The 18,915-nt window shown below is 72.5% G+C and carries 17 protein-coding genes; 11 read left to right on the plus strand and 6 right to left on the minus strand.

Going from position 1 to position 18,915, the window contains the following annotated elements:
• The first annotated feature begins 231 nt into the window (after nt 1–231).
• Both O7619_RS14095 and wecB read left to right on the plus strand, forming a co-directional pair.
• Nucleotides 232–1,401, plus strand: coding sequence for a glycosyltransferase (locus O7619_RS14095; protein WP_282288239.1), 1,170 nt, complete (start codon nt 232–234; stop codon nt 1,399–1,401).
• Nucleotides 1,398–2,522: a UDP-N-acetylglucosamine 2-epimerase (non-hydrolyzing) gene (wecB, locus tag O7619_RS14100; protein ID WP_282288241.1), complete on the plus strand. Its 1,125-nt coding sequence runs from the start codon at nt 1,398–1,400 to the stop codon at nt 2,520–2,522. Before O7619_RS14095 ends, wecB begins: the two co-directional genes overlap by 4 nt.
• On the opposite strand, the gene O7619_RS14105 is transcribed toward wecB, so the two are convergent.
• Nucleotides 2,451–3,179 (minus strand): NeuD/PglB/VioB family sugar acetyltransferase, encoded by a 729-nt coding sequence (locus O7619_RS14105; protein ID WP_282288243.1) that lies wholly within the window; start codon nt 3,177–3,179, stop codon nt 2,451–2,453. The two genes, wecB and O7619_RS14105, sit on opposite strands and share 72 nt — an antisense overlap.
• 112 nt (nt 3,180–3,291) lie before the next feature.
• On the opposite strand from O7619_RS14105, the gene O7619_RS14110 reads away from it, so the two are divergent.
• Nucleotides 3,292–4,497, plus strand: coding sequence for a glycosyltransferase family 4 protein (locus tag O7619_RS14110; protein WP_282288245.1), 1,206 nt, complete (start codon nt 3,292–3,294; stop codon nt 4,495–4,497).
• A 139-nt stretch (nt 4,498–4,636) separates the two neighbouring features.
• Nucleotides 4,637–5,155 carry an acyltransferase gene (locus O7619_RS14115; RefSeq protein ID WP_282288246.1) on the plus strand — a complete coding sequence of 173 codons (519 nt, stop codon included), beginning with the start codon at nt 4,637–4,639 and terminating at the stop codon, nt 5,153–5,155.
• A gap of 24 nt (nt 5,156–5,179) precedes the next feature.
• On the opposite strand, the gene O7619_RS14120 is transcribed toward O7619_RS14115, so the two are convergent.
• Nucleotides 5,180–6,649 (minus strand): hypothetical protein, encoded by a 1,470-nt coding sequence (locus O7619_RS14120; protein WP_282288247.1) that lies wholly within the window; start codon nt 6,647–6,649, stop codon nt 5,180–5,182.
• A 233-nt stretch (nt 6,650–6,882) separates the two neighbouring features.
• Here O7619_RS14120 and O7619_RS14125 point away from each other — a divergent pair, with 233 nt between their 5' ends.
• From O7619_RS14125 to O7619_RS14140, 4 genes are read left to right on the plus strand one after another with little or no spacing between them, the layout of a single operon-like run.
• A complete protein-coding gene (locus O7619_RS14125) occupies nt 6,883–7,839 on the plus strand; it encodes an NAD-dependent epimerase/dehydratase family protein (RefSeq protein ID WP_282288248.1) in 957 nt (318 codons plus the stop codon).
• Nucleotides 7,836–9,266: an oligosaccharide flippase family protein gene (locus O7619_RS14130; RefSeq protein WP_282288249.1), complete on the plus strand. Its 1,431-nt coding sequence runs from the start codon at nt 7,836–7,838 to the stop codon at nt 9,264–9,266. The genes O7619_RS14125 and O7619_RS14130 overlap by 4 nt, the downstream gene beginning before the upstream one ends.
• Nucleotides 9,251–10,453 carry a glycosyltransferase family 4 protein gene (locus O7619_RS14135; protein WP_282288250.1) on the plus strand — a complete coding sequence of 401 codons (1,203 nt, stop codon included), beginning with the start codon at nt 9,251–9,253 and terminating at the stop codon, nt 10,451–10,453. The genes O7619_RS14130 and O7619_RS14135 overlap by 16 nt, the downstream gene beginning before the upstream one ends.
• Before the next feature lie 5 nt (nt 10,454–10,458).
• The gene (locus tag O7619_RS14140; protein ID WP_282288251.1) at nt 10,459–11,724 is read left to right on the plus strand and encodes a glycosyltransferase; all 1,266 of its coding nucleotides are present in this window, start codon (nt 10,459–10,461) and stop codon (nt 11,722–11,724) included.
• A gap of 60 nt (nt 11,725–11,784) precedes the next feature.
• Here O7619_RS14140 and O7619_RS14145 read toward each other — a convergent pair whose 3' ends face one another.
• Genes O7619_RS14145 through O7619_RS14155 form a run of 3 tightly spaced genes read right to left on the minus strand, consistent with a single transcriptional unit; the run spans nt 11,785 to nt 15,330 of the window.
• Nucleotides 11,785–13,233, minus strand: coding sequence for an O-antigen ligase family protein (locus O7619_RS14145; protein ID WP_282288253.1), 1,449 nt, complete (start codon nt 13,231–13,233; stop codon nt 11,785–11,787).
• A 55-nt stretch (nt 13,234–13,288) separates the two neighbouring features.
• The gene (locus O7619_RS14150; RefSeq protein ID WP_282288255.1) at nt 13,289–14,290 is read right to left on the minus strand and encodes an SDR family oxidoreductase; all 1,002 of its coding nucleotides are present in this window, start codon (nt 14,288–14,290) and stop codon (nt 13,289–13,291) included.
• Nucleotides 14,287–15,330, minus strand: a complete 1,044-nt coding sequence (locus O7619_RS14155) for a polysaccharide biosynthesis protein (protein WP_282288256.1) — start codon at nt 15,328–15,330, stop codon at nt 14,287–14,289. Before O7619_RS14155 ends, O7619_RS14150 begins: the two co-directional genes overlap by 4 nt.
• Nucleotides 15,331–15,529: 199 nt before the next feature.
• Here O7619_RS14155 and O7619_RS14160 point away from each other — a divergent pair, with 199 nt between their 5' ends.
• The 3 genes from O7619_RS14160 to O7619_RS14170 are packed head-to-tail and all read left to right on the plus strand — an operon-like array spanning nt 15,530 to nt 18,455.
• Nucleotides 15,530–16,267 carry a sugar transferase gene (locus O7619_RS14160; RefSeq protein ID WP_282288257.1) on the plus strand — a complete coding sequence of 246 codons (738 nt, stop codon included), beginning with the start codon at nt 15,530–15,532 and terminating at the stop codon, nt 16,265–16,267.
• A complete protein-coding gene (locus tag O7619_RS14165) occupies nt 16,264–17,190 on the plus strand; it encodes an NAD-dependent epimerase/dehydratase family protein (RefSeq protein WP_282288829.1) in 927 nt (308 codons plus the stop codon). The genes O7619_RS14160 and O7619_RS14165 overlap by 4 nt, the downstream gene beginning before the upstream one ends.
• Before the next feature lie 5 nt (nt 17,191–17,195).
• Nucleotides 17,196–18,455, plus strand: a complete 1,260-nt coding sequence (locus O7619_RS14170) for a glycosyltransferase family 4 protein (protein WP_282288258.1) — start codon at nt 17,196–17,198, stop codon at nt 18,453–18,455.
• On the opposite strand, the gene O7619_RS14175 is transcribed toward O7619_RS14170, so the two are convergent.
• On the minus strand, nt 18,430–18,864 hold the full coding sequence (locus O7619_RS14175; protein WP_282288260.1) for a hypothetical protein: 435 nt from the start codon (nt 18,862–18,864) through the stop codon (nt 18,430–18,432). The two genes, O7619_RS14170 and O7619_RS14175, sit on opposite strands and share 26 nt — an antisense overlap.
• Nucleotides 18,865–18,915 lie beyond the last annotated feature (51 nt).

The raw sequence follows: 18,915 nt of genomic DNA on the forward strand, positions 1-18,915 counted from the left end.
GGCAAACTCGCGGAAATTGCGAGGAGCAGTCACCGAATTGGCTCCCGCTCGTTGTTACCACCAGTTTCGTGTCTTCAGCGAGGAGCGAGGATGGCCGGCTCCACCAGCCCCGCGCCCAATGCCGACGACCGGTTGGCGGATGGTGAGGGAAGCAATTTTCGGGTCCTTGTCACGGCCGGCTACTTCAGCCCCGGGTGGCGTGCCGGCGGGCCTGTCCGATCCATTTCCGAGGTGCTCGAAACGGCCAGCGTCCATGTTTCCACCACCCTGTTGACCCGCGACCGGGATCTCGGTGCGCGTGCCGCCTACCCGGGGCTGTCCGGCACCTGGGTGCAACGCGGCCGGACGAATGTCTTCTATCTCGGAACGCGGCGTCCGGCGCACTGGTGGAGGCTCTGGCGGTCGCTTCGGTCGGTGCGGTTCGACCTGCTCTACGTCAACAGCGTCTGGTCGGTCTTCTCGATCCTGCCCATCGCCGCGGCGCGGCTCGGTCTGCTGCGGGTGGACCGCATCCTGGTGGCCCCCCGGGGCGAGTTCGGCGCCGCCGCCCTCGGCCTGCACCGGGCCCGCAAGCGGGTGTTCCTGACCGGCTGGCGATGGATGCTGCGGGGACCCAGAGTGTGGTGGCACGCCACCGGCCCACAGGAAGCGGGTGACATCCGGCGGGTGCTGCCCGGGGCGCGGATCGCCGTCGAGGCGACCGGCGTCGGCCCCGAGCCGCGTCGTGCTCCGGCCGACCTGCCGGCCACCGACCACGCGCGCCTCGTCTTCATCGGTCGGATCTCACCGATGAAGAATCTCGACCTGGTGCTGGCCGCGCTCGCCCACGTCCGGGGGCGGGTACGGCTCGACATCTACGGCCCGGTGGAGGACCCGCGGTACTGGCAGCGGTGTCTGGAGCTGCGGGCGGCCCTGCCCGACCCCTCCGTGGTCACCTACCGGGGTGAGTTGCGCCCCCGGGAGGTGGGTGAGACCTTCTCCCGCTACGACGCCGCCGTCCTGCCGACCCGGGGTGAGAACCTCGGCCACGCGATCGCGGAGAGCCTCGCGGCGTGCTGCCCGGTGATCTGCTCGGACCGGACACCGTGGACGCCCGTGCTACGCGACGGTGGCGGGCAGGTCCTCACCGAGTTGACCCCGCAGGCGTTGGGTGCGCTCGTCACCCGCGTCGCCGCCGCTCCACCCGCACAGCGGCGGGCGGCCCGGGTGGCGGCGGGGGACGCCTATCGCCGGTGGCGGCTCGCCCGGCCCCGGGTCAGCGCCCTCGACCAGGCGTGGCAGGCGATCACCAACCCGGGGCACCGGTTGCCCCCACAGGGCCGGTCCGCGGGGGACGCCGGCCGAGCCGTCCATCCGGCGGTGTCCGAAGAACCCCGAGCAGCCACGAGGAGGCGTACGTGACCCGGGTGATGACCGTCGTCGGGACCAGGCCGGAGATCATCCGCCTGGCCCGGGTGATCGACATGCTGGACCGGACCGTGGAGCACACGCTGGTGCACACGGGACAGAACTGGGACCCCGCGCTGTCCGACATCTTCTTCACCGAGCTGGGCGTACGGGCGCCCGACCGTTTCCTGCGGGCCGACACCCGGTCGCTCGGCAACCTGCTCGGCGCGGTCCTGGTCGGCACCGAGAAGGCCATCGGCGAGCTGCGGCCGGACGCGCTGCTGGTGCTCGGCGACACCAACAGCGCCATCTCGGCCCTGATGGCGCGGCGGATGAAGGTTCCCGTCTACCACATGGAGGCGGGCAACCGCTGTTTCGACCTCAACGTCCCGGAGGAGACCAACCGCCGGCTGGTCGACCACGTCGCCGACTTCAACCTGGTCTACTCCGAGCACGCCCGGCGCAACCTGATCGCCGAGGGCCTGCACCCCCGCCGGATCCTGCACACCGGCTCGCCCATGCGGGAGGTTCTCGACCACTACCGGCCACAGATCGACCGGTCCACCGTCCTGGCGCAGCTCGCCCTCGAACCCGGCGGCTACTTCGTCGTCAGCGCGCACCGGGAGGAGAACGTCGACCACCCGGACCGGCTCCGCCGGCTTCTCGACTGTCTCTGCGCCGTGCGGGACGAGTGGCGACTGCCGCTGCTGGTCTCCACCCACCCGCGTACCCGCAAGCGGCTGGAGTCGCTTGCCGTCGACGGCACGCTCCTGGACGGGATCACCTTCCACGAGCCGTTCGGCTTCTTCGACTACGTGACCCTGCAACGGCACGCCCGGTGCACGTTGTCCGACAGCGGCACCGTCAGCGAGGAGGCGGCGATCCTCGGGTTCCCGGCGGTGACCCTCCGGGAGTCCATCGAGCGTCCGGAGGCGTTGGACTGCGGTGCGATCGTGATGACGGGGCTGGACCCGGTCGGGGTGGTGGAGAGCGTCCGGGTCGTGCTGGCCCAGACGGCGGCCGGCCCGGTCACCTGCCCACTCGACTACCAGGTCCCGGACACGTCACGCCGGGTGGTCGACTTCATCCTCTCGACCGTACGCCGGCATCACGACTGGGCCGGCATCCGCCGCTGACCGCTGCACCGGCCGGGCGGGCACGCCCGTCACCACCGTGCCCGCCGGCACGTCCCGGGTCACGCACGCGCCCGCGCCCACGACGGCGTCCCGACCGACCCGCAGTCCCGGCAGGACGGCGGCGGTGGTGCCGACCATCACGCCGTCGTCCAGCCGGCAGTAGCCGGAGACCGCGGCGAGCGGGTTGACCGAGACGTGGTCACCGAGCACGGTGTCGTGCCCGACGGTGCAGTTCTGGTTGAGGTGCACCTGGCGGCCCAGCACCACGTTCGTCGTCACCCGCGCGCCACCGGCGGCGAACAGCCCCTCCTGGAAGACACAGTCCGGGCCGATCTCCGCCGCCGGATGCACCACGGTGGCGGCGGGGAGGCCGTACCGGGCGAGGACAGCGTCCGTCTCGCGGCGCCGCCGCGGATGCCCGACGGCCAGCGCCACCCGGGTGCCGGCCGGCTGACCGGCCAGCCAGCGGGTCGGCCCGAGGAAGGGCACACCGAGCCGCCGCACCTGCGTCACGTTGGACTCGGTGGGGAAGTCGTCGACGAAGCCGAGGACGCGCCACGGGTCCCCGCCGACCGCGTGCGCGTTCAACAACCGGATTACCCCGAAAACTTCCCGGCCCATTCCGCCCGCACCTACGATCACTACGTCGGTGGTCATCCGTCGCTCCCTCGGCCGCGGAGAACGCCGGAAGCCCTCATCGCTGTCCATACGTTCCAGACATTCCTGTGGGGTGCCGGTCTCCGAACGGCACGGCGGAGGTGGGCCGGTAGTGCGCAAGCTGACAAGGACGTCCTCCCTGGACGACGCCGCGGTGCCGCGACCGGCCGTGCGCACCTACCGGGTGATCGCCACCGCGGGGGTGTTCGAGCCGGGCTTCCGGGGCGGTGGCCCGATCCGCTCCCTGCGGTTCATCCTGGACACCCTCCCGGGGGATCTCGACGTCACCCTGATCACCCGGGACCGGGACCTCGGCTCTCCTGCACCGTACCCCGGTCTGTCCGGGCGGCTGCTGCGGCGCGACGGGCGTTCCGCCGTTTTCTACCTGAATCCGGCCGCGCCGCGGCACTGGGCCCGACTGATCCGGCACGTCCGCGCCCGTCCGGTCGACCTGCTCTACGTCAACAGCGTCTGGTCGCTGTTCTCGGTGCTGTCCATCCTGGCGGTGGCGCTGCGCCTGGTGCGCGTCGGGGCCGTCCTGGTCGCCCCGCGTGGTGAGCTGTCGCCCGGCGCCCTCGCCATCAGGACCGCCAAGAAGCGACTCTTCCTCGCGCTGTGGGCGCCGGTGCTGCGCCGGCTCGGGGTGCGCTGGCAGGCGTGCAGCCGGCTGGAGGAGCAACAGATCCGGGCCAACGTGCCGTGGGCGCAGGTGATGGTGAACGGCAACGAGAGCCCGATCCCGGCGCAGCCGGCCCCGCCTGTCGTGGCGCACGACGGGCCGTTGCGGTTGGTCTTCGTCGGTCGGATCTCGCCGATGAAGAACCTGTCCACGGCCCTGGAGGCGGTGGCCGGCACCACCCGGCCGGTGGAGTTCGACATCTTCGGCCCACCGGAGGACGCGCGCTACTGGTCGCGCTGCCAGCGGATCATCGCGGCCATGCCGGGCCACGTCCGGGTCCGGTACCTGGGCGAACTCGCGGCGGCGGAGGTCATTCCGACATTCAGCCGGTACGACGCCTTCCTGTTTCCCACCCTCGGCGAGAACTTCGGCCACGTGATCCTGGAGAGCCTGGCGTCCGGCTGCCCGGTCGTCTGTTCGGACAGGACGCCGTTCAGTGAACTGATCCTCGACACCGGCGGGACGGTGGTCCGGCCGGCGACCGCGGCCGGTCTCAGCCGGGTGCTCGACCTGCTGGCCGACCGGACGCCCGAGGAGCGGGCCGAGGCGAAGGAGACCGCCGGTCGGCGGTACCGGCGCTGGCGGCAGGGCCACCGGGAACCCAACGTGCTGGAGCATGCCCGCCGCTTCTGCCGCTGATCCCCGCCCCCGGTGGCGACACCGTCACCGGGGCCGGAGCCGACTCGTTTCCCCAGTGACCGGACCCACCCGCACCGGCCCGGTCGTCCACCGTCGACCCCGTGATCGAGGACAGTCAGTGCCCAGTCGTGTTCGTACGATGACCCGCCGCGTACGGGATTATCTGGCCGCGTCGCGCGATCCCGAGGCGTTCGTCCGGTCCCTGGGGGTCAACCTGACCGGTCGGGTCAGGTTCTACGGGGTCAACCGGGCGATGTTCGGCTCGGAACCGTGGCTGATCACCATCGGCGACAACGTCTACGTCACCTCCGGGGTGCAGTTCGTCACGCACGACGGTGGCACGCTGATCCTGCGGAAGGACCATCCCGAGCTCGACTGGACCGCGCCGATCACGATCGGCGACGACGTCTACATCGGCATGCGCGCGATGATCCTGGCGGGCGTCACCATCGGCAACCGGTGCGTCATCGGGGCGGGCGCGATCGTCACCCGGGACATCCCGGACAACACCGTGGCGGCCGGGATCCCGGCGCGGCCGGTGCGCACCACCGACGAATATCTCGAACGGCTGAAGGCCAAGTCGCTCGGCATCGGGCACCTGCCCGTCCCGGCCAAGCACGAGGCGATGAAGCGGATCTACGGCGTGCCCACCGGTTGAGGGACGCCCCCGGCGACGGTTCCGTCAGGGCCTGTCCGCGCGCCACATCCCGTACCCGGGGGAGACCGGCACGCTGTACGGGATGCCCTCGAGGGGGACCCGGGCCGGCACGGTGAGGTTCGTCGGCCCGACCCGCACCAGCAGCCGGCCGACCAGTTGCGGCGCCGCCATCGTGGCCCGGGCGATCGGGTCGACCCGTTCGATCATCACGAAGTCGCGACCGTCGTCGGAGACGACGATCTGGGTGGCGGTCGAGGGCGGCGCCAGATAGCGGCGGTAGGCGGTGCCGGTCACCGACTCCCCGGCGGCCATGACGCGACCCCACACCAACTGCGGATAGTTCTTCTTCAGGCTGGAGCTGATGAACCAGCCCTTGGTCGTGGTGTAGCGGCTCCGGATCGCGGGCGCGCCGTCCGCGACGGGCAGCAGCCCGACGGCGATCCCCCACTGTTGGATGAGTCCGCCGCTGACCACCCACTGGGTCATGCTGGTCGCCGGCCACGACTTGTTGACGAGGGTCGCCGGGGTGAAGTCGGTGAGGGCGGTCAGGTTGTCGATTTTCGCCCAGGTGGACCAGTGCAGCCCGCCGGCCACGCCCACGTTCGGCATGAACTGCCGGCGGCTGCCGCCCGCCACCGGCGTCAGCGGCGCGCACTGGGTGACGCCCGCGTTCAGGGCGAACCGTGACAGGGCGGCGACCGTCTGCGTGACGATCAGACTGCCGCCGGGCGACCAGCGGTAGACGTTCGAGATCCGGCACAGGGACGGGATCCTCGGCATGATCGTGGCGATCGGGGTGCCGATGTTCGCCCGGGCGGTGTCGATCATCCCCCGGTAGGTGGGGATGACATAGGACTCGTGGATCACCAGTTCCAGGCCGGTCGACCGGCCGGCGGGCACCGGCCGGCCGTCGAGTTCGACGGACACCGTGTGGGAGTGGGTGGCCGGGCGGATCTGCACGTCCGGGGTGACGGTGGTGATCGGCACGGTGGTGCGGTTGGTCGCCCCGGAGACGTGGGTGAGTGGCGCGGCCGGCCGGACCCGGGCGCCCTGGGCGATGCCGTCGACGATCGTGTACGGGTTGCCGAACAGCAGGCTGTTGGCGTTGGTGATGGCGAGCAGGGTGAAGATCCGGGTGCCGTCGCTCCACTGTGAACCCACGTCGGCGGTCGTCTTGCGGTGGTTGGCCACGGTGATCTGGGTGCCGACGTTGTAGCCGTGGTTGCCGCCGACGTACGACCAACCGGTGTTGATCGGGCAGTTGTCGTCCGAGGTGTCGTGGATTTTGGTGCCGACGGCGGACAGGACCGGCCACACCTGGGCGTCGGTGGCGGTCGAGGGCACGAGACTCACCTGGGGGAGGCCGGAGTGCCACATGCCGACCATGCTCTCCGCGTAGGCCAGGTTGACGGGCATGACCACGTCCCGGGTGGCGTCGAAGCGTGACCTCACGGACATCAGAGCGTTGGACCGATAGACGATCAGCTCGGGCATTTCACACCTCCACCGCGAACGCACGAAGATGCTGTCACTGTGCGCGTTTCCGCAGCTCACGGTGGTTTTCGGTCGGTTCTCGGACAGTATCCTCGGCCGTTCGGTGGACGTCTGCCGGCCGTCCCCGCCGGCAAACCGCCGGCTGTCTCCTGAACAGGTGAAATTCCCACCGCCGCCGTAACGCGCCGCGTACTAGCTCGATGTACGGGTGACGTGCGTAATCGGGGGGTTTCATGCGCATTCTGATCACTGGTGGGGCCGGCTTCATCGGCGCCAACCTGGCCCGTGCCGCCTTGGTCGAGCCGGCCGTCAAGGAGGTGAGCGTCCTCGACGACCTCTCGGTGGGGCTGCGGAGCAACCTCGACGGGTTGGACGTCGACCTCGTCGAGGGGTCGATCCTGGACCGGGCCGCCCTGGACGCCGCGATGGCGGGCCGGGAGGCGGTGGTCCATCTGGCCGCGCTGCCGAGCGTGCCCCGGTCGCTGCGCGACCCGCTGGCCTCCCATCACGCGAACGCCACTGGCACGCTGATGGTGCTGGAGGCGGCCCGCCGGCACGACGTCGCACACGTGGTCGTCGCCTCCTCCTCGTCGGTGTACGGCATGAACCCGGCGCTGCCCAAGGCGGAACTGACCTGGACCCGCCCGATGAGCCCCTACGCGGCCAGCAAGCTCGCCACCGAGGCGTACGCCCTGGCGCACCAGGCGTCGTTCGGGCTGCCCACACTGGCCTTCCGGTTCTTCAACGTCTACGGTCCCGGGCAGCGGCACGACCACGCCTACGCGGCCGTCATCCCCCGGTTCACCTACGCCGCCCTGCGCGCAGAGCCGGTCGTGGTGCACGGCGACGGCACCCAGTCCCGCGACTTCACCTACGTCGGCACGGTGTGCGAGGTCATCCTCGACGCGCTCCGCCGCCGGGTGCACCACCCGCACCCGGTCAACCTCGCCTTCGGGGCGCGGGCCAGTCTGCTCCGGGTGCTCGACGAGTTGGAGGACCTGTTCGGGCGGCCGATCGCCCGGGAGCACGCGCCGCCGCGCGCCGGTGACGTCCCGCACTCGCTCGCGGACAACACCACCCTGCGGCACCTGTTCCCGGACGTCACGCCGGTCGCCCGGGCCCAGGGGCTGCGGGCGACCGGCGAGTGGATGGCCGAGCGGCTGGGCGTCGCCCCCGCCACAGTCCGGTGACCCGGGCCGCGGGCCCGGCCGGGCCGGCGGCGGTGGCCACGGGGACGGCGGTCGTCACCGCGCCGCCCACCGGCGCCACGGTCGCGTCCCCGGTCCCCGCGTCGGCCCCGCTGTCGGGGGCGAACCGGGACCGTACCGTCACGGTGGGCATCGCCACCGCCATGGTGGCGAAGGGGATCGGCCTGGCCGCGCCGCTCGTCATCACGCCTGCCTGTTTCCGGTATCTCGGCGACCAGCGGTACGGCCTGTGGATGGCGATCACCGCGCTCACCGGGATGGCCTGGTTCGCCGATCTGGGGCTGGGCAACGGGTTGCTCACCCGGCTCGGTCAGTTGGCCGACGACCCCCGGCAACAGGCCCGGGAGATCTCCGGCGCCTTCGCCACGCTCGGCGTGGTCGGGGCGCTGTTGCTGGCGGCGCTCGTGGTGGTCACCCCGGTGGTGCCGTGGGTGGACCTGTTCGCCGTCCACGATCCGGCCGTCGCCGGGCAGACCCCCACCCTGGTCCTGATCTGCTTCGGGGCCTTCGCGGTCAACATTCCCCTCTCGCTGATCCAGCGGATCCAGTACGCCCGCGGACAGATGGTGCAGAGCAACATCTGGCAGTCGGCCGGCGCCCTGGCCGCCATGGCCGTCGTGCTCGTCGCCATCGCCGCCGACTGGGGGCCGCTCGTGGTCGTCGCCGGCGCGGTGCTGGCGGTGCCGGCGACCAACCTGCTCAACACGCTCACCTACTTCTGGTCCGCCGAGCCCGCCGGCCGGCCCGCGCCGCGACTCGTGCACCGGGACACCGTCGTCGGGCTGCTCCGGCTGGGCTTGCAGTTCTTCGCGCTCACCACGATGTCGTCGATCGCGGTGAACGTGGACAACCCGCTCGTCGCGCACGTCCTGGGGCTGTCGGTGGCGGCGCACTACGCGGTCGTGGGGAAGCTGTTCGGGGTCCTCTGGATCTTCGTCGGTCTGGTGGGCATGACGGTGTGGCCGGTCAACGGCGCCGCCCTGGCCCGGGGCGAGGTGGCCTGGGTCCGCCGCAACACCCGGCGCATGGTGGCGCTCTACGGCGTGCTCGTGGGGGCGGCCGGGCTGCTGCTGGTCGGCTACGGCCACCGGCTGATCGAACTCTGGGTCGGCGCCGCCGACCGGTCGACGATCCGGCTCCCGGTCCTCGCCGGGTTGGCGGGCTGGTCCCTGCTGGTCGCGGTCACCTCCCCGCTGATCATGGTGCAGAACAGCATCGGCCTGCTCCGGCCGCAGTTCGTCGGCTGGGCGTCGTTCCTGGTGCTGGCGACCGGGCTCAAGGTCTGGTGGCTGCGCCAGTTCGGTCTGCCCGGCCTCACCGGGGCGGCCTGCGTCGCGTACCTGCTCACCATGGTGCCGGCGGCGCTCGTCGGCTACCGGCGTGCCCTCGCCCGGTGCGGGCCGTCGTGACCGGCCGGATCCGGGTGCTGCGGGTCGTCGGCGAGCTGAACTTCGGCGGCACCGAGATGCGCACCGCCGAACTCCTGCCCCGGCTCGCCGCCGCCGGCGTCGAACTGCATCTGGTGACCCTCAGCGACACGGTCGGGCCCGGTCCCCTGGCCGACCTGGTCGCCGGGCACGGCGGCACCGTCACCGCGATGCCCCTCGACGTGCGCTTCCCCGCCCGCCTCCTGCGCCTGCTCGGGCGCCTGCGCCCGGACGTGGTGCACGCCGACTGCGCCAATTTCTCCGGCGTGCCGCTCGCGCTCGGCGCGCTGCGCGGCGTGCCCGGACGGGTCGCGCACTTCCGGGGGGACGACAACAGCCACCGCAACCTCCGCCGACGGGTCTACCGGTCGATCGGCGAACGGCTGCTGCGGATCGTCGCCACCGACATCCTCGGCGTCTCGCCCAGCTCGTTGACGTTCGGCTTCCACCCGGGCTGGCGCGACGACCCCCGCTGCCAGGTGGTGCTCAACGGACTCGACCTCGACCGGCTCCACCGGCCCAGCCCTGACGACCTGCGGGCGCTGATCGGCGCGTCGGCGGCGGACCTGGTCTGCGTCACCGTCGGGCGGGCCTCGCCGGAGAAGCGCCGCTGGCTCCTGCCACCGATCCTGGCCGCGCTCCGGGACCGGGGCGTGTCGGCGCACGCCGTGCTCGTCGGCCCGGGCGACCGGGCGGACGACGAGCGCGTCCGGGCGGCGGCGGCTGCCGCCGGTGTCGGCGACCGGGTGCACCTGCTGGGCCCGCGCGAGGACGTGGGCGGGCTGCTGCGGCAGGCCGACGTCGTCGTCCACCCGTCCTGCCTGGAGGGGCTGCCCGGGGGAGTGCTGGAACCCGTCGCGTTGGGCGTCGGCACCGTGGCCGCTGACCTGCCGGGCGTGCGCTTCATCGGTGAGCGGCTCCCCGGGGTGACCATCGTCGACGTTGACGCCGCGCCGCAGGTGTGGGCGCGGGCGGTGGACGAGGCGGCGGCGCACACCGCGTCGACCACCGCCGGGGTGGCCGCGGCGCGTTTCGCGGACAGCGTCTTCGCCATCGACCGGGCCGCCGCCATCCACCTGGAGATCTACCGACGGTCGGCGTCGGCCCGTCCGGGGTGGGGCCCGGTGTCACGAGAGAGCAGCCGGCCACCGGTCGGCTCGGGACGGTGAGTGAGATGACCGATCAGACCATTGTCGTCGGCCGGGAGCCGGGCCGGAAGCCGCGGCCGGACGGCGGATCGACCGGGCGGCCCGATCGACCCCGTCCGCTGCTCGTCGGCGCGTACGCCTTCCCGCACGGGGACGCCACCTCCAACCGCCTGCTGCAACTCGCCCGGTCCGCCGCCGCCGAGGGCAGCCGCACGCTTGTCGTCAACGACTGGCCCTGCGAGGTCGCCTTCCCGGCCCGGACACCCGGCGCGGCCGGCATCGACCTGGTCACCTTGCGGATCCGCGGTCGGCACCGGCTCGCCCGGATGTCGGCCCGGCTGGCCCGCCCGGTCCGGGTGCTGCGGGCCGTCCGCCGGCGGGGGATACGCCGTGGCGACGTGAGCGTGGTGCTGCTGCCGATGGCGTTGATGACCCTCGGCAACTGGACGGTGCTGCGCCTCGCGCTGCGCTGCCCGGTGGTGGTGGACGCCAGCGAGCGCCACGACCGGCGGCAGTTCCGGCGCGGCTGGCTCACCCCGTACTTCGTCCGGCACCGATGGTCGACCTTTCTGGCCACCCGGCTCGTCGGTCGCGCCACGGCGGTCTCCACCACGCTTGCCGGTTATCTCGCGGCGCACGGGTTGGACGTGCTCGTGGTGCCGCCGCAGGTGGACTGCGACGACTTCCGGGCCGCGCAGCCGCCCGCGCTCTCCACCGGGCTGCGCCTGCTGTACGCCGGCACCCCCGGTCGCAAGGACATGCTGGACGTGATCGTGCGCGGGATCAGCCGGCTCAGCCCGGACCAGCAGCGACGGGTCAGCCTCACCATCGCCGGGGTCACCCGGGAGGACGCCGACGCCCACTCGGATCTGGACGTCTCGGTGCTCGACGGGCTCCGCGCCGACGTGCGGTTCCTCGGTCGGGTCCCCCGCGCCACCGTGCTGACGCTGCTCTCGGAGTCGCACTTCTCGATGCTGGTCCGCCCCACCGGCGGGTACGCCGCGAACGGCTTCCCGTCCAAGGTGCCGGAGAGTCTCGCCGCCGGCTGCCCGGTGCTGCTCAACCACACCAGCGACCTGGCCGCCCATGTGCACGACGGCGTCGAGGGGCTGGTGCTCGACGGCAACGGGCCGGACGACGTGCGGGCGGCGATCGAGCGTGCGCTGCGGTTGCGCGACGAGGAGTGGGCGGCGATGAGCCGGGCCGCCCGGTCGAGGGCACGGGAGTCGTTCGACCACCGGGCCTGGCGGGACCGGGTCAGCGCCTTCGTGGCGGCCGACGACCGGCGCTGAGCCGGACACGATCACCAGGCGGTGGGCGTCCCGACCGGGACGCCCACCCGTGGGATGACCTCAGGGCAGCACCGGCGCCGGCCGGCGCGGCCCGGCGCCCACCGGGCCGTGCACCCGTGGCGGGTGTGCGGCCGAGGGGGACGGCGCGGCCCGGTCCGGGTCGGCCCGGTGGCCGGGCAGGTGCCGCAGCACACCGGCGGTCACGAGCCAGAACACGTACGGGTAGGTCTGCCCGGTGCCGAAGATGGCCGACTCGGTGATCTGGATCAGCAGGCCGGTGACGACGAGCCAGACCAGACCCGAATCGGCGCGGCGCACCGGTGCCCGCAGCGCGACCCGCCCGACGGCCAGCAGCAGCAGCGCCAGCGGCGCCACGGCGGCGAGCCCCAACTCCAGCAGCAGTTGCAGATAGCTGTTGTGCACCACGCTCACCCCGGTCCCCAGGGACTCGTCGATGCTGGCGAGGGTGATCAGGTGGGTCCGGGACGCGTATCCGAAGCCCAGGGCGGGGCGGTTCTGCCACCACAGGTCGATCGTCGCCTGCCACATCTCGGTGCGGCCGTTGGACAGGTCACCGCCGGTGGGGTCGGTGAAGCGCAGCTCGAGCTGCCGCATCCAGGGGTTCGCGAAGAGGACCGGCAGCAGGTTGACCAGGTAGGCGACCAGCAGCCCGGCGGCCAGCCCGGCGGTGAGCCGGACCACCCGGCTCAGCCCCTGACGCAGCACGACCCAGAGGGCGCCGACGAGCAGGGCGATCAGCCCGGTGCGGGACTGGGAGAGCAGCAGGCACACGGCGGCCGGCGCCATGCCGAGCAGTTCCACCCACCGCCGGGACCGCCGGTAGAACGTCCAGCCCAACGGGATGGTCAGGGCGCAGACGATGCTGAGCATGTTGGGGTTGTTGTAGAGGCCCTCGAACCGGGCGTACGACAGCGCGGCGACGAGCGTGCCGTCGGCGAGCCCGATGCCGAGGCTGATCAGGGCGGATCCACTGAGGACCAGGTAGACCACGCGCAGGTCGGCCAGCACCGTGGCCCGGTCCGACCACCGGAATCGGATCAGGACGTGCACCAGCGCGGCCAGCAGGAGCAGCGCGACACCGCGTTGGAGGGTCTCCAACGGCACCACCGACCAGGTGAAGCTCAGCGTGGCGAGACCACCCATCGCCCAGAGCGCGCCGAGGAGCAGGCGGGTCCACGGGTCGATCCGGGTCACCGTCCGCTCCGGTGTGTGCAGGGCCCAGACGATCAGGGCGGCGACCGCGGCGTACCGGGGATAGAAGCTGGCCTCGGTCAGGGCCGGCAGCTTGGACGAGGCGCCGACCAGGAGCGCCATGGTCAGGGCCAGCAGCCACCGCCAGCCCTCCATCCGCTGCGCGAACAGCGCGAGCAGCAGCAACGCCACCGCGCCGACCGCGACCAGCGGGACGTTGATGCTGGCGACGGTGGTGGCCACGACGACAACAACCGCCCCGACGATCAGGCACAGTTGACCCACTCGGTTCCCCACGTGATGTCCTTTGACTCCGGCAGGCCGGCCGTACCGGCGGTGGTCGTTTGTTCCGTCAGAGCGGCGCGCCCGCCAGGCCCGGCCGGGCCCGGTCGAGCGCCCAGCGGGCCCGGGCGGCGTGCATCGCCGCGATCATGTCCGGCCAACTCGGCGGACGGTAGCCGGTGACCTGGGCGAGGGCGTCCGCGCGCATCGACCGGTCGCAGGCGAACTCGTCGTCCGGCACCAGTTCACCGGACCAGCCGTACACCTCGGCGATCAGTCGGAGCAGCTCGTACTTCGAGATCGGCGCGGCGGCGACGTGGTACAGGCCGGTCAGCTCGGCCCGGGGCAGCACCGTCGTGCGCAACAGCCGGGCGAACTCCACGGTCGTCACCCCGCTGTAGACGGCCCTGGTGAAGCCGCGTACCCGGCCCCGTTGGGAGAGGAACCAGTCCGCCAGGGAACGGTTCGTGGTCAGCTCGTGCCCGACGATCGAGGTACGCAGGGTGAGCGCCGAGCCCTTCGTCGCCTCGCCCAGCAGCTTCGACCGACCGTAGAGGTCGGGCGGGTCGGGCAGGTCGTCCTCGAGGTAGCCGCCCCGGCGGCCGGAGAACACGCAGTCGGTGCTGACGTGCACGAGCCGACTGCCGACCTGCGCGCAGGCGTCGGCCAGCAGGTGGGGGAAGAGGGCGTTGAGGGTGACGGTGAGCACCGCGTCCTGCACGTCCGGCCGCTGCTTGATGACGCCGACGCAGTTGACGACGACGTCCGGCCGCAGCTCTTCCACGAGTTGCCGGACGTGGTCGAACCGGGTCACGTCGACGGCCGGGACGATGCGGGCGAGCAGGTGCGGGGGGAACAACCCGGCGCGGCCGTCGAGGTCGCGGGCCAGCCCGTGGACGTCGAGATCGGGATCGCCGCCGAGTTCGCGCAGCACGGCGTGGCCGAGCATGCCGGTGACGCCGACGACGAGAACCCGCCGTGCCGGGCGTCGGTCCCCCCGGGGTTCGGCCCGCGCGTCGCTGCGCCGCCGGGGCACCCGGTCGGTCCGGTCGACGTCGGTGGCCGTGCTCATGTCGTCTCCACGGCCACCGTGGCGGCCTGGACCTGCGCGCGTACCTCGGGCAGCGTCATCAGCAACGATTCGATCTCCGGTACGGACAGCCGGCGGGCGTTGTGCGAGTGGAAGTCGGCGAGGCCGCCGTGTTCGACGTCGCCCTCCTCGAAGTAGAGGGAGTAGTTCAGGTCACGACTGTCCACCGGCACCCGGAGGAATTCGCCGAGGTCCTCGGCGAACGCCAGTTCCTCCCGGCTGGCCAGGGTCTCGTAGAGCTTCTCCCCGTGCCGGATGCCGAGGACGTTGAACTTCGCCGGCACCCCGAACAGGTTGCACAGCGCCGTGGCCAGGTCGCCGATGGTGCAGGCGTCGGCCTTGCGGATGAAGACGTCCCCCGGCTGGCCGAACGCGAACGCGTGTTCCACCAGTTCCACCGACTCCGGCAGTGACATCAGGAAACGGGTCATCGTCGGATCGGTGACCGTCGGCAGACCGCCGCGGAGAATTTGGTCGATGAACAGTGGAATGACCGAGCCGCGGGAGTACATCACATTGCCGTAGCGCACACAGCAGACCCGGGTCCGGGCCGCCGGGTTGTTGCGGGAGTGCGCCTGCGCCACCTTTTCCATCAGCGCCTTGGTCATGCCCATCGCGTTGACCGGATAGACGGCCTTGTCGGTGCTCAGCAGGACCAGCGTCTCCACCCCGACCCGCTCGCAGACGTCCACCACGTTCGCGCTGCCGAGCACATTGGTGCGGACCGCCTCGAGCGGGAAGAACTCGCAGGACGGCACCTGTTTGAGGGCCGCGGCGTGGAAGACGAACTCCATGCCCCGGGCGGCCTTGAGCACGCTGTCGTAGTCCCGGACGTCGCCGACGTAGTAGCGAACCCGGTCATTGCCGAGGCGGTGCCGCATCGCGTCCTGTTTCGACTCGTCACGACTGAGGACACGCACCTCGGCGGCACCGGCGTCGAGCAGTCGGGAGACCATTGTCTGACCGAACGACCCGGTGCCCCCGGTGATGAGGAAGCGCCTGTCCGAAAGCGAGGAAAGCATATCTCCTCCTGCCTGTTTCCCGGCGGACCATCCTCGGGAATAGCGATCTCGTCAACGGCGACCATACTGTCGCGATAACACGACCGGGCACGCTTCCGGAAAAGGGAGGAACGCTCATCTCTCATGTTCGTGTTCCGCAGGATCCGGCGGCGAACGTGAAAGCGCGAAACGGCCGCCGCAAAGGTGGTAGGTCTGTTTCATGCCCAAAGTTGCTGTCCATTCGGCGCAGCCGCGCGCCGGCTCCGGCCCGGCGGCCGGACGGGGAGCCGCCCCGGCGACCCGGCGACCGTACGACCGCTGGAAGCGGGTTCTCGACGTGCTCGGCGCGCTTGTCGTCCTGACCGTCGGCGCGCCCCTGCTGGCCCTCGTCGCCCTGGTGGTGCTGGTGACGCACGGGCGGCCGGTGCTGTTCCGCCACACCCGGCCCGGCCGGCACGGCGAGTTGTTCGAGGTGGTGAAGTTCCGCACCATGCGCCACCCCGATCCGGCGCGGGGGCTGGTGACCGACGCCCAGCGCCTCACCCGGGCGGGACGCTGGCTGCGGGCGAGCAGCCTCGACGAGCTGCCGGAGTTCTGGAACGTGCTGCGCGGCGAGATGAGCGTGGTCGGCCCCCGCCCGCACCTGGTGCGGTACCTCGACCTCTACAACGCCGAGCAGGCCCGCCGGCACGAGGTGCGGCCGGGCATCACCGGGCTCGCCCAGGTGCGTGGCCGCAACGAGTTGAGCTGGGACGCGAAGTTCCGCTACGACGTGGAGTACGTCGACCGGCGGTCCTTCCGGCTGGACCTGAGGATCCTCCTGGACACCGTCCGGGTGGTGCTCAGCCGGCAGGGGATCTCCGCCCCCGGCGCGGCCACCTGGCACGAGTTCACCGGCAACGACGAGCCGCCCGAGCCGTCACCAGCCGGCGGCCAGGGGGCCGCGTGCCGCCGATGAAGCGGGTGCTGCTGCTGGGCGGCGGCGGCTTCCTGGGCCGCCACATCGGCGCCGCGTTGGCCGGGCACACCGCCCTGCGGTCACCCGGCCGCGCGCAGTGCGACCTGGTCCGGGCGGAGTTGCCCGAGGTGACCGCGCTGATCGCCCGGGAACGACCGGACGTGGTGGTGAGCGCGGCGGGCCGGATCGTCGGTTCCGGGTACGACTTCGTGCGCGCGCACGTCGTCACGACCGCGAAACTGATCGAGGCGATGGCGGTCGCCGCACCCGGGGCACGGCTGATCCGGATCGGCTCGGCGGCGGAGTACGGCGTCGTGCCGCACGGCCTCGCCGTCGGCGAGGACCACCCGGGCGCGCCCGTGAGCGAGTACGGGCTCAGCCACCTGGCCGCGACCCGCCTGGCGGAGTTGGCGGGCGACGCCGGCCGCCTCGACACGATCGTGTTGCGGGTCTTCAACCCGGTCGGGCCGGGGATGCCGGCGGGCAACATGCTGTCCCGGGTGACCGCGATGGTCGGCGCGGCCATCGCCGGCGGGGCGGGTGACATCGCCCTGGGCCTGCACGACACCTACCGGGATCTCGTCGACGTGCGGGACGTGGCGGCGGCGGTGCTGGCCGCGACGCGGTGCGCGCCGGGCGCGGAGCGGGTGGTCAACGTGGGCAGCGGGCGCGCGGTGGCGACCCGGGACGTCGTCCGGCTGCTCGCCGACGTGGCCGGTTTCCACGGTGCGATCCGGCACGGCACCTTCCCGCCCGACGCCACCCGCTCGGCCGCGGTGCCCTGGATGTGCGCCGACATCGACCGCGCCCGCCGGGTGCTCGGCTGGGCCCCGGCCCACGACCTGAGCGAATCGCTGCGCACTCTGTGGCGGGCCGACGGCGCACGCCCCGCCCGCCCGGTGGCCGGCGTGGCGGCGGGGTGAGGGCGATGCGGATCGGCCTGCTCACCCAGTGGTTCGACCCGGAACCGGGCCCGGCGGCCCTGCCCGGGATGCTGGCCCGGGCCCTCGCCGACCGGGGGCACGACGTCCAGGTGCTCACCGGCTTCCCGAACTACCCGACCGGCCGGCTGGCGCCCGGCTACCGGCTGGCCCGCCGCCTCGACGAGACCGACGGGTCGGTCCGGATCCGCCGGGTGGCCCTCTATCCCAGCCACGACCGTTCCGCGCCGCGTCGGGTGGCGAACTACGGGTCCTTCGCCGTCTCCGCGCTTGTCTCCGGCACCGCGGCACTGCGGGGCCTGGACGCCCTCTGGGTCGGCAACTCACCGATAAGCGTCGCCCTGCCGATGTGGTTCACCAGGTACGTGCACCGGGTCCCGGTGCTGCTGCACGTGCTGGACCTGTGGCCGGACAGCGTGCTGGCGAGCGGCTTCCTCGGCACGGGGCGGATGTCGCGGACGGTCGAGCGGGGGATGGCCGCCTGGTGCGGCGCGATGTACCGCAGCGCGGCCCGGGTCGCGCACGTCTCACCCGGCGCCGCGGACCTCCTCGCCGACCGGGGGGTGCCCGCGGAGAAGCTCGTGCACATCCCGGTGTGGGCGGACGAGAGGCTGGACGGACGCGCCGGCGACCTGCGTGCCGAGTTCGGTCTCCGGGCGGACCAGGTGGTGCTCGTCTACGCCGGCGCGCTCGGCGAGGCCCAGGGCCTCGACTCGCTCATCGACGCCTGCGCCCGTACCGGTGATCCCCGGTTGGTCTGTCTGATCGCCGGCTCCGGCACCACGGAGGAGCGGCTGCGCCGTCGGGCCGGGGCGGTGGGAGCGACGAACGTGCGCTTCCTCGGGCAGGTGCCCCGGGACCGGATGCCCGCGCTGATGGCCACCGGGGACGTGCACTACGTCAGCCTGCGCCGGGGCGGCATGTCCGCGTACACGATGCCGAGCAAGGTGCAGGCGACGCTGGCCGCCGGGCGCGCGCTGCTCGTCGCCGCGGAGGGGGACGCCGCCGCCGTGGCGCGGGACAGCGGCGCGGGGATCACCGCCCGGCCCGGCGACCCGGACTCGATCGCGGACGCCCTGCGGGAGGTCTGCGAACTGGGCCGGGAGAAGCTGGAACTGCTCGGTCGGGCCGGCCGGGCGCACTACGACCGGGTCTTCTCCGTCGCCGCCGGCGCCGACCGGGTCGAGCGCACCCTGCACGAGATGGTGGCCGGTGGTCGGGTCAGGGCCAGTCGTCGCCCGCGTTGAGCCGGCGGCGCAACAGCGCCTCCAGCGGTAGCGACTCGCCGTCGCGACCACCACGGCCGACCACCAGCGGTGGCGGGGACGGCTCGGGCGTGGCGCCGAACAGCAGCGCGCGCAGGCTGGCCGGCACGGTCAGCAGGTGGAACCGCCCCGCCACGTCGACCGCCCGGTGCCGGGCCCGGTCGACGTACCAACCGCGCAGCCCGGTCCGGTACCGGTGCCGCCCGTCGTGGGACACGGCGACGAGGCGGGTGGTGGCGAGACCCCGCTGTCGTGCCTCGGCGACGAACACGGCGACCAGCTTCGCCGCCTCCGCCTGTTCCGCCGCACGCCGCCGCTCGTCGGCGGCGGCGTGCGCCCGCACCGCGTGCCGTCGCGTCTCACGCCAGTCCGCGCCGTCGTCCGTGACCATCACCCGACCGTACGCCGGCCGCCACCGCCACCGCCGTTGCGGGCCACGCCG

It is taken from the genome of Micromonospora sp. WMMD998, assembly GCF_029581235.1.
Classification (GTDB): domain Bacteria; phylum Actinomycetota; class Actinomycetes; order Mycobacteriales; family Micromonosporaceae; genus Micromonospora.

Excerpts from the sequence above, each read along its gene's own strand:
- O7619_RS14105 (WP_282288243.1), bottom strand. The coding sequence starts at position 3,179 with ATGACCACCGACGTAGTGATCGTAGGTGCGGGCGGAATGGGCCGGGAA.
- O7619_RS14115 (WP_282288246.1), top strand. The coding sequence starts at position 4,637 with ATGACCCGCCGCGTACGGGATTATCTGGCCGCGTCGCGCGATCCCGAG.
- O7619_RS14120 (WP_282288247.1), bottom strand. The coding sequence starts at position 6,649 with ATGCCCGAGCTGATCGTCTATCGGTCCAACGCTCTGATGTCCGTGAGG.
- O7619_RS14125 (WP_282288248.1), top strand. The coding sequence starts at position 6,883 with ATGCGCATTCTGATCACTGGTGGGGCCGGCTTCATCGGCGCCAACCTG.
- O7619_RS14140 (WP_282288251.1), top strand. The coding sequence starts at position 10,459 with ATGACCGATCAGACCATTGTCGTCGGCCGGGAGCCGGGCCGGAAGCCG.
- O7619_RS14150 (WP_282288255.1), bottom strand. The coding sequence starts at position 14,290 with ATGAGCACGGCCACCGACGTCGACCGGACCGACCGGGTGCCCCGGCGG.
- O7619_RS14155 (WP_282288256.1), bottom strand. The coding sequence starts at position 15,330 with ATGCTTTCCTCGCTTTCGGACAGGCGCTTCCTCATCACCGGGGGCACC.
- O7619_RS14160 (WP_282288257.1), top strand. The coding sequence starts at position 15,530 with ATGCCCAAAGTTGCTGTCCATTCGGCGCAGCCGCGCGCCGGCTCCGGC.
- O7619_RS14165 (WP_282288829.1), top strand. The coding sequence starts at position 16,264 with ATGAAGCGGGTGCTGCTGCTGGGCGGCGGCGGCTTCCTGGGCCGCCAC.
- O7619_RS14170 (WP_282288258.1), top strand. The coding sequence starts at position 17,196 with ATGCGGATCGGCCTGCTCACCCAGTGGTTCGACCCGGAACCGGGCCCG.
- O7619_RS14175 (WP_282288260.1), bottom strand. The coding sequence starts at position 18,864 with ATGGTCACGGACGACGGCGCGGACTGGCGTGAGACGCGACGGCACGCG.